This is a genomic window from Paenibacillus sp. AR247, assembly GCF_002968895.1.
Taxonomy (GTDB): Bacteria; Bacillota; Bacilli; order Paenibacillales; family Paenibacillaceae; genus Paenibacillus_AQ; species Paenibacillus_AQ favisporus.
This window is the reverse complement of the sequence record NZ_PCZT01000009.1, coordinates 381140-390224: the sequence shown is the minus strand read 5'-3', so window position 1 is coordinate 390224 and position 9085 is coordinate 381140. Positions and strand designations below refer to the sequence as shown.

Sequence of the window (9085 nt, the reverse complement as noted above, 5' to 3'; positions counted from 1 at the left end):
CTCGGCCTGTTGGGTTATGAATGGTATCCGTGCGTGCTGGCCGCGCGTTTTTTTCAGGGAATCGGGGCATCGGCCATTCCGTCGCTCATTATGGTGATGATCGTCAAGGTTGTTCAATCGGAAAATCAGGGCAAAGCTTTCGGCCTGATTGGCTCAGTCGTTGCCTTTGGCGAGGGACTCGGCCCGGTCATCGGAGGCACGGTTTCCGGCTACATGCATTGGTCGCTGTTGTTTGCGCTGCCGCTGCTGTCGCTTCTGGCCATGCCGTTCGTACTTCGGACGCTGCCTGACGAGCCGACAGAGGGAAAAGCATTTGATATAACTGGAGCGATCTTGTTGTCTTCAGGCATTTTGTCTTTTGCGCTGTTTATGACGCTGCTTCATTGGATCTACTTGACTACAACTATTGTTTTGTTTGCGCTTCTTGCTTTTCATAGTCGTCGGCACCGGGAGCCGTTCTTGGAACCGTTCCTGTTCCGTAAGAAAAGGTACCTTTCGGCCGTGCTTACAGGCGCACTGCTTCTCGGCACAGTCGCAGGCTTTATTTCCATGGTGCCTTATCTGATGAGTTCAGTGTACGATATGACGACGTGCCTCATCGGAAGCGCAATATTGTTCCCAGGCACTCTGAGCGTCATTCTGTTCGGGGTGCTTGGCGGGATGCTTGCTGACCGCCGCGGTCATATAGCTGCGATGCTGACCGGATTGTGCATGATTACCACGGGTTTTCTAGTCGTCCTGTTCTTGACGGATCGGACGCCATGGGTTATTTCAGCATCGACGGTTCTGACATTTGGTGGCCTATCGTTTGTAAAAACCGCTGTTTCCGCAAGTATCGCAAGTACGCTGGAAGAAAATGAAACGGGATCCGGTATTGGCATGCTCAACTTCACCTGCTTCCTCGCGGAAGGGATCGGCATAGCCGCTGTCGGCGGACTGCTGACGAAGCCGTGGTTGAAAGCTCCGATAGTTGGGACCTTAACGAGCCAAACGGCCGCGCTGTACAGCAATATGATGCTGATTTTTATAGCGCTTAGTGTGTTTGGCGGCATACTCTTCGTTGTGCTTTATAAGCGGAATTGGCAGTGATGATGAAGAGCTCCGGGTGTTCCCGGAGCTCTTCTTGTTGTGACCCGATATATCCCTCTAGCTATCAATACATCGTATGGAATTAACAATTTGTGTAAGTGTAAAGCGGAGATATTTGTGAGGTGGAGCCTCTTCCGGGTGGGTTTTGATGGAAGAGGCTTACGTTCACCGTTTATATTTCAAGAAACTTAAACCAGAGTAGAACCGCCATCTACAACAATGATCTGACCGGTGGAATATTTCTCGCGCATTAAGTAGAGAAACGCCTCAGCGCCGTCCTCCGGTTCACCGACTCTCCCAACTGGCAATGATTTCCCAGTATGTTCATACATTGCGTTCCGTTGTTCCTCAGGAACACCATCCCACAACTCTGTACGCATAAGTCCGAAGCAAACGGCGTTGACACGAAGCGGGCTCAGCTCGACGGCCAACGCCCTGGTGAGGGACTCAACGGCGCCGCATATGCTGGCTGAGACAGTAAACCCCTTCTGTGGACGAACTCCGGCAACACCGGAAGTCAACGTGATTGACCCTCCCTGTCTGATATTTCGGCTGCCGTATTTGGCGGCCATAAACGCTCCCCAGTATCGCACGTTAAACCATCGGTGCGCTGTGTCGACGTCGGTGGCGTCCAGACTTTCAACCATCAATGTATCGCCGGCAGTAAAGACTAAGTGATCGAATTCCCCGATTTCGCTGAAAAATTGACGAACTTGTTCCTCATTTGTCATATCAACCGCATATCCCTGGGTACCTTCAGGCAAACGTGAGACAGCACGGTCAACTCTTTCTTTTTGACTGGACACTACGACCAAGGATGCCCCTTCCCATGCAGCGGCTTCGGCTGCCGCAAACCCGATTCCGGACGTTCCTCCAAGAACAACAACACGCTTTCCCTTGAAACAATGCCCACGTTCGATCTGTTCTGATTTCACCATAATATTCTCCTTCGTTTTCGATAGTTGGACCGGCCTTGCAATATGATTCTCTTCAGCCGCGAACAGTGATCAATGCGAATTTCGGTACAGCTTGTCTTATCTCCGACTCTCCTTCACGACGGAAGATAAGTAGATTATAATGAGTCATAGTACCAACAAATAGATCTGAATTCATACTGCTATAATTTCTATCACCATATTGGAGAGGGAACTTTGTGATGAATGATGAAAGAAGACGTAAACAATTGGCTGACTTTCTCCGGTCACGCCGCTTGCGTATATCCCCAAGAGAGGCGGGATTGCTGGTAGATACATCGCGCCGTCGTATAACGGGCTTAAGACGGGAGGAAGTGGCAAGCTTATCAGGCATCTCCTTGCCGTGGTATACCGCACTGGAACAAGGCCGGGACATTCATGTGTCTGAGCAAGTCTTGGAAAGCTTGGTACGAACATTACGGCTTAGTAGCGACGAACGCAACCATCTTTTCGTATTGGCCAATCATTCCTCACTTTCTCAGCCAAAAGCGGATGATTCCGTTCCCACTTCCCTTCAGCGGATTCTGGACAGAATGGGAACTTACCCGGCCTACATTATCGACAGGCACTGGAACGTTCTTGCGTGGAACCGAATATCGGGTACGTTGTGCGGAGACTTAAACCGAGCCCCGGAGCTCGAAAGAAATATGCTCTGGCGCGTCTTCGAGGTCGAAGACAACAAGTCCCGCATCGTTAACTGGGAAAATGTCGCCTCTACGATGGTGGCTTTTTTCAGAAATCGGTTTGCCTTGTACATGAACGATTCGTGGTTCCAAGAGCTATTCGACAAGTTATATGACAGGAGCGAAGAGTTCAGGACGTTATGGGATCGACAGGATGTTTCCGGTATTTTGGAAGGAGAACAAATAATCCATCTTCCAGAAGCTGGCCAGCTGACTTTCCGTTACCATACGTTTACAATATCTGAAAGCAGCGCTTTTGCAATGAGGGTGTTCACGCCACTTGAAAACTCGGGAACCGAAGAACAGTTGGAAGAGTTGCTTAAGTAAGTTCATGATCCCGATTTTGATATTTCTTTAGGAACAAATACTTTGATACTATCATCCACATTAAAGTGATATAGCATGTAATTTCTCCCCTTTCATTTACCGTAATGTTCTATTTAATCTTTAAACTATCCTGCCCAGTAGCTGAAAGAAGGAGCAGCTGCCGTCGGCAAAACTGCTCCTTCATTTTGTTGGACTCACGTTAGTGTAACGGACTTCACTTTTGCTAAAAGATAACTTATCCCGTTAGTTTAGCGCTAAAAGCTTGTTTTCAGAAAGTTTGAAACTTAATAAAGCGCTCTGTTCCTTAATCACAATTGAAACTAACCTACCAATTAGAATAGCGAACCTGGCTTTGCAGTAATCATTGTTTTAACGCAATCAACCTTGCTGTTGAGAAATCGACTCTTTCAGGACCTCTCTAAAACTTTTCGGAGGCCGGCCGATCAAATCAGCCAGAGCCGGATCGACTTGTGCGAAGTCGCCCTGACGGCTTGCCAGAAACATCCCCATCCGCATATTTATACTCGCTTCCAGCACGCCTTGAGCCTTCATGCGATCTCGAAACTCTTCGTCCGACACAACGATTCGGCGGATGGTTCGCCCCAAGACCTCGGAAGCGATTGTCGTAATCCCTTCCATGTCAATGGCCTCGGATCCCGTAAGATTGGGGGTTATGCCATCCAGTTTCTGCTCGCTGATGATGGCCGCCACAGCCTCGGCCAAATCGGAGTGGGCTGTCCAGGCAACCGGACCATCCTCAGGAGCGATCAGTTCCCCTGTTTTTATGGCTCCACCGATCAACAGGAGTGCCGATGCGGCGTAGTAGCCATTACGGAGCGATGTGAAGGCCATACCTGAAGCTTTCAGCAGTTTTTCCGTAGCTGCATGGTGAATCATAGGGGCGAAGTGTGAGGTTGGGGAAGAACCTATATGACTTGTGTATAGCACCCGAGTAACCCCTGCCCTCTTTGCCGTGTCAATCGCGGTTTGATGCTGCTGAATGCCATGCGGGATGTCAGCCTCGCCCATGATGCCGGACGAAACGATGAGAACCTGTGACGCCCCCTCAAAAGCGTGGTGCAGACGCTCGGCATCGTCGTAGTCGCCCCGACGGACACGAACTCCACGTTCTCGAAGCTCTTGTGCTTGATTCGGATCGCGGACGCTGACACCGATCTCCTCGGCAGGTACTCGCTTGAGTAGTTGTTCTACTACGGCCCGCCCCAATTTCCCATTGGCTCCGGTAACGATTAGCATAACAAACAACATCCTTTCATTTGTATGATCGTGTTTATACGGAAACAGTCTTCCCGTTTCTAAATTGCATATTGGGAAAAGAAGCGCCGGCGATCTCCTGTTCTGGTATTGCATCTTCAATTTCCATGGTATCTTTTTCGGTCAAATGAATATCGAGTGATTGCAAAGCTTCTTGAAGATGAACCGGGGATACGGTACCGATAAGTGGTATGATATCTTCGCCTTTGGATAATATCCATGCAAACGCCAGTTGGGATAACGTCATTTGTTTTTTTACGGCGATCTCTTCTAGTTTTTTGGCCAGGGCAACGTTCTTTCCTATATTCTCTTCAAAAAACAACGGAACATAGCCGCCCTTGCTCTTTTCGATCCGCTCAACTGTCCAATGGCCGGCAAGAAGACCGTGAGCCAATGCCCCAAAAGCAACAACGCCGATGCCCAATTCCCTCGCAGTTGGCAAAAGTTCTTTCTCGATACTTCGGTTAAAAAGCGAGTATTCGACTTCCACCCAGCTGATCGGATGCGTGGCATGCGCTCTTCTCAACGTCTCTGCGTCAACCTGGCTGACTCCAATCTGTCTGACATAGCCAGCCTTAACCAAATCGGAAATGGCGCCGATCGTTTCTTCTACAGGAATACCCAGATCAATTCTTGCGGGCTGATACAGATCAATATAGTCAAGATTGAGTCGTGTGAGCGAATAGGCAAGATAGTTTTTAACATTTCTGGGGGAAACATCCAGTCCGTACAAGGAGACGCTTGGCGCATTCAATGCTCCGAACTTCAGCGATATAAAATAGTCATCCCTTTTGTGCCCTTTCAGCGCTTCGGCGATGACCATCTCGCTTCGGCCGGCACCGTAAAAGTCCCCTGTGTTGAGATGATTGATTCCGCTCTCAAAAGCGGTATGAATGGCAGCAATGCCTGCACTTTTGACAGCTTCATTGACATTTGACATATGACCGCATCCGAGTCCGATTCTGGATAGCTCCAGTCCGTTTGGTTGATCATTCATCATGGAAACCTCCTGAACTTTAAAATAAAATTATGTAGCCATCTACATATTTGTTCAAAAAATAATCAAATGTGGTAAATTCATCCATTCGGCGGCAGTTTTTCGACGTTTTCAAAAGCACGGGTCAGCAAAGAAACAAACATGGCTTTTTCGGCATCCGACATCCCTTGTGTGATCAATTCTTCAGATTTCGAGAAGGCATCACTCCTCTCGCTAAGAAATTGTTTGGCTTTATCTGTTATGTCAATACGAAGGTTGCGTCCATCTTTAGGGTTGCTAGTACGCGTGATAAATCCGGACTTTTCTAAACCGTTCAATAAATTTGTCACAGATGGACCGCTTAAAGCCATTGTTTTTCAAGATACTTTCGATTGATCTCTATATGCTCCTCAATGGATTGATGAATATGCGAGAGAAGAATCGCTTGCGAGCTATTCAAGCCATGGTCCTTCAGAAGCTGGTCGATGATTTCCGGACCCGTTGTGCAATAACTTTGATGTATAGGCTATAAGGGTACATATCGAAAAAGCTTGGCATAGGTTTCTCCTTTAATTTATGTAGATGACTACACTATATATGGGGTAGTTATTTTTGTCAATAACTCGTATGTATTGTACGCCACTGCCCTCATTCCAGCTCTCCTGCAGGGCCTCTTTAAGCCATCTCCCCCTCAGCGGACGGAAATGGCTGATATAACGGTATCGGGTAGACGTTATGCCGCCGTCAGCGAGCCTTCGCGAGTTTCGTGCCGCGAACCGATGCCGTAGCGTATACGACAAGCGCTGTCCAGATGAGCGCAAAGCCGATGAGAAGAACCGGCGAGACCGATCTTTGAACACGAATACGCTCAGTAACAGCATGATCGTCGGCCCGATATATTGTACGAAGCCGAGCGTGGACAGCGCCATCCGGGCGGCCGCTCGCGCAAAGAAAAGCAGCGGTAGCGCGGTTACCACCCCTGAAAGTAGCAGTTCGACGAAAGTGGACACAGGTAGCGTCCATGCCGTCGTTTTTCCCACAGCCGCCAAATAGATCCAGTAACCAAGCGCAACGGGCAGGACTACAGCTGTCTCCGATAGCAAGCCTACAGAAGCGTCTTGTCCGATCTTCTTCTTCGCGAGGCCGTACAAGCCAAACGTCGCAGCCAGTGAGATTGAGATCCATGGGAACCGTCCGTAGTCGATGGCGATGATGAGCACCGCGGCGCCAGCAACGGCAATCGCGAGCCATTGGCCACGGTTTGGCTTCTCACGAAGGAAGACGACCGCAAGCAGCACGTTCACCAACGGGTTTAAATAATAGCCGAGACTTGTCTCGACGACATGGTCGTTGTTGACCGCCCAGATGAAGATGAGCCAATTAGCAGCGATCAGCAGTCCGCTAGCGGTTAGCGACAGCAGGAGCGAGCGGCTAGCCGCAATCCGTTTCATGTCACCCCAGCGACGCTGGACGGCGACGAAAATTCCCATAAAAACGAACGACCAGACAACCCGATGTGACAGTATCTCGCCTGCCGGCACATCGTTAAACAACTTCCAATAAAGCGGGAGAATCCCCCACATGATATACGCGATAATAGCATTGACCAACCCATTGTTCATCATCAATTTCTCTCTCCTTACTCCGATGTCTTAACGGATTATACGCCTCGATCATCGTTTAAGTAAAGAGATTAATATTTTAGCCCAAATCCCCGAAAGCTCCGTTACGCACATTTTTCGTTTTACTTACATCACATCAATAGTAAAAATAATCGCCATTTGCTCCACTTCAGACCGTTAAATCATTTTCTGATTTTATATGAATCGCTTCTTGTAAAAGTCTTTGGAGAACAGCGGCAAAAACGGCGATCACCATAGAGGCGAAAATAATGACCGATCCCATCGGTATGAAACTTGGAGGGTCAACTCTCCTTCCCATGAGATAGTAGAGTGGCATACCTAATAGGTACAGGGTACTGATTGTGATGGCACAGTATCTTATATTTTTTAATGCTCTTACCGATAATCCCGAGAACGCTTGGTTCTTATCAATATAGCTTAAAAGTTTAAAGGCATTATACAGAGCAAAGTAAAAAGGAATCGCTGCTGCGTACATATCAATTATTACGAGAGATTTCATATAAGCTATTTTGGGATACAATTCTCCAGCAAAATTCCCAATCTTAGGCACTACAAATATGCACAATGCGAGAATCGGTATTCCAATCATAATAACAGCTATCTTCAAAAAGAGTGTTGTTCCTCGTTTCATAAGTGCACCTCACTTATTTAATGTCAGTTTTACTTTGCCACATAATTTATTGTTTTACAATAAATTAATATCGTTTTATATAAAAATAAAGAGCATTTCTCATTACAAAGAAATGCTCTTCCTTTAAAATGTTAAATTGACAACTCATTCAACAAAACTGCCCGTTAGCTTAACGCCTGCATCCCAGATATAGCATCGGTTTAACACCGGGCCTGTTTATTCACGACCTCATCGATACATTTTGATCCGTTAACCGCTTCCATAACGATAGTTCGTGTGTCCACTTCTCAAACCACTCTTTATCTTTCCAATCCAAGGAGAGATCTATAAGTTCCGGTAAATCGTCCATACATATCACAGCGTTGTTATTCCAAGAAACCCGATCCGTAGAAACTTCGATAATTCCCAAATCATGTGGAATTGTGGCTTGAACCAAAACCGTGGATTCCCGCATCAGCAACAAAAAGCCGGTTACCTTCTGCCCTCTGTAGCAGGCCAATACCCAATCTCCTTCGGTCATAATCCCATCAGCCTCCAATGAGTCTGTTACTTAGAATTAAAGGATCGCCTTTGTTTATGTTTATGCTTCATGTCATCAAATTAGAAAAAAGCGCCTGAATATTCCTAGTTACCTTTGGTTAGCGTCTGGTCAGTTTATATTATTGGATCGCGGATCATAATGTTCGCTGTAACCTTCACCTGTATTCATTGAGCTATAGGTTCCCCTTTAGCTCAAATAAACGTTATCACCATTGGCTTTCTTGGCACGCATTGTGATTTTTCAGCTGATATCTACCTTGTCCACTAAAGACAGCAAATCCCCCTTCAGAATAAATACTCAAAGGGGGATTTGACAATTTCGCTATTCTAATGCAAGTCGTTGACTACGATTGAAGCTTGCAAATCTCCTTATCCATAAGAAGCTTGATGAATAACCCGCCCTGTACCGATCTGTTCTGGAAACCAACCATCTTCGCGTCGGTCGTCTGGAACCAATCGGTCATCGGAACGCGGCTCTCCGATTGATCGTAAGCGAGCCATAACCGATCGACGATCGTATTGAAATCATCCTTGTCTTCGCAGAGCGCGGCACTCCACACGATCCAATCGGATTTGGTGTAGGTGTTGCGATTGTCCAGCATAAGGCCGTAGGGACCCGAATGCTTCTCGATATAGGCTTGCGTCTCTGCCTTGAACGTATCTTCAGGAAATAAGTTCAGGCCGAAGATTTTATCCCAGATGGCATTATACTTCATGCTAAAAGAGCCGGGGCGATCGAATGCCAGACGGAACGTACCGTCATCGTTCGCAGCCATAGACTTCCATTGCTCCGCCATCGATCGGGCGAGTTCCATGAGTTCCTCTGCCTTTTCCTCATTTCCTGCCATGCGGTTCAAGATAGAAAAGCTGGCGATGCCCATGATCGCTTTAAGCGACAAGTTGCAGTTATGGGCCAAGTGCCCTGCAAAATCGTCCGTACACAGCTG

At 47.5% G+C, this 9085-nt stretch carries 9 protein-coding genes and 1 pseudogene; 2 read left to right on the top strand and 8 right to left on the bottom strand.

What is annotated here, in order from left to right:
- Positions 1 to 1089 (top strand): MFS transporter (locus CPT76_RS09760; protein WP_105442781.1); only part of this gene is annotated, 1089 nt, incomplete at its 5' end.
- A 188-nt stretch (positions 1090 to 1277) separates the two neighbouring features.
- Here the strand turns inward: CPT76_RS09760 and CPT76_RS09755 are convergent.
- Positions 1278 to 2027, bottom strand: a complete 750-nt coding sequence (locus CPT76_RS09755) for an SDR family oxidoreductase (RefSeq protein ID WP_105442780.1) — start codon at positions 2025 to 2027, stop codon at positions 1278 to 1280.
- A 218-nt stretch (positions 2028 to 2245) separates the two neighbouring features.
- Between CPT76_RS09755 and CPT76_RS09750 the strand changes: the two genes are divergently transcribed.
- Positions 2246 to 3073 carry a helix-turn-helix transcriptional regulator gene (locus tag CPT76_RS09750; RefSeq protein ID WP_105442779.1) on the top strand — a complete coding sequence of 276 codons (828 nt, stop codon included), beginning with the start codon at positions 2246 to 2248 and terminating at the stop codon, positions 3071 to 3073.
- A gap of 378 nt (positions 3074 to 3451) precedes the next feature.
- Here CPT76_RS09750 and CPT76_RS09745 read toward each other — a convergent pair whose 3' ends face one another.
- The 7 genes and pseudogenes from CPT76_RS09745 to CPT76_RS09715 all read right to left on the bottom strand — a co-directional run.
- Positions 3452 to 4330 (bottom strand): SDR family oxidoreductase, encoded by an 879-nt coding sequence (locus tag CPT76_RS09745; RefSeq protein ID WP_105442778.1) that lies wholly within the window; start codon positions 4328 to 4330, stop codon positions 3452 to 3454.
- A 34-nt stretch (positions 4331 to 4364) separates the two neighbouring features.
- Positions 4365 to 5348 (bottom strand): aldo/keto reductase, encoded by a 984-nt coding sequence (locus CPT76_RS09740; protein ID WP_258168245.1) that lies wholly within the window; start codon positions 5346 to 5348, stop codon positions 4365 to 4367.
- A gap of 77 nt (positions 5349 to 5425) precedes the next feature.
- On the bottom strand, positions 5426 to 5695 hold the full coding sequence (locus CPT76_RS09735) for a MarR family winged helix-turn-helix transcriptional regulator (RefSeq protein ID WP_105442776.1): 270 nt from the start codon (positions 5693 to 5695) through the stop codon (positions 5426 to 5428).
- A 373-nt stretch (positions 5696 to 6068) separates the two neighbouring features.
- Positions 6069 to 6946, bottom strand: a pseudogene (rarD, locus tag CPT76_RS09730) (EamA family transporter RarD).
- Positions 6947 to 7115: 169 nt separating this feature from the next.
- Entirely contained in the window at positions 7116 to 7598 is a 483-nt protein-coding gene (locus tag CPT76_RS09725; protein WP_105442775.1) for a DUF2975 domain-containing protein, read from the bottom strand.
- Positions 7599 to 7818: 220 nt separating this feature from the next.
- Entirely contained in the window at positions 7819 to 8118 is a 300-nt protein-coding gene (locus CPT76_RS09720; RefSeq protein WP_105442774.1) for an IDEAL domain-containing protein, read from the bottom strand.
- Positions 8119 to 8482: 364 nt separating this feature from the next.
- Positions 8483 to 9085, bottom strand: a 603-nt coding sequence (locus CPT76_RS09715) for a DUF1793 domain-containing protein (protein ID WP_146116198.1), incomplete at its 5' end; no start/stop codon positions are given.

Excerpts from the sequence above, each read along its gene's own strand:
- CPT76_RS09755 (WP_105442780.1), bottom strand. The coding sequence starts at position 2,027 with ATGGTGAAATCAGAACAGATCGAACGTGGGCATTGTTTCAAGGGAAAG.
- CPT76_RS09750 (WP_105442779.1), top strand. The coding sequence starts at position 2,246 with ATGAATGATGAAAGAAGACGTAAACAATTGGCTGACTTTCTCCGGTCA.
- CPT76_RS09745 (WP_105442778.1), bottom strand. The coding sequence starts at position 4,330 with ATGCTAATCGTTACCGGAGCCAATGGGAAATTGGGGCGGGCCGTAGTA.
- CPT76_RS09740 (WP_258168245.1), bottom strand. The coding sequence starts at position 5,348 with ATGATGAATGATCAACCAAACGGACTGGAGCTATCCAGAATCGGACTC.
- CPT76_RS09735 (WP_105442776.1), bottom strand. The coding sequence starts at position 5,695 with ATGGCTTTAAGCGGTCCATCTGTGACAAATTTATTGAACGGTTTAGAA.
- CPT76_RS09725 (WP_105442775.1), bottom strand. The coding sequence starts at position 7,598 with ATGAAACGAGGAACAACACTCTTTTTGAAGATAGCTGTTATTATGATT.
- CPT76_RS09720 (WP_105442774.1), bottom strand. The coding sequence starts at position 8,118 with ATGACCGAAGGAGATTGGGTATTGGCCTGCTACAGAGGGCAGAAGGTA.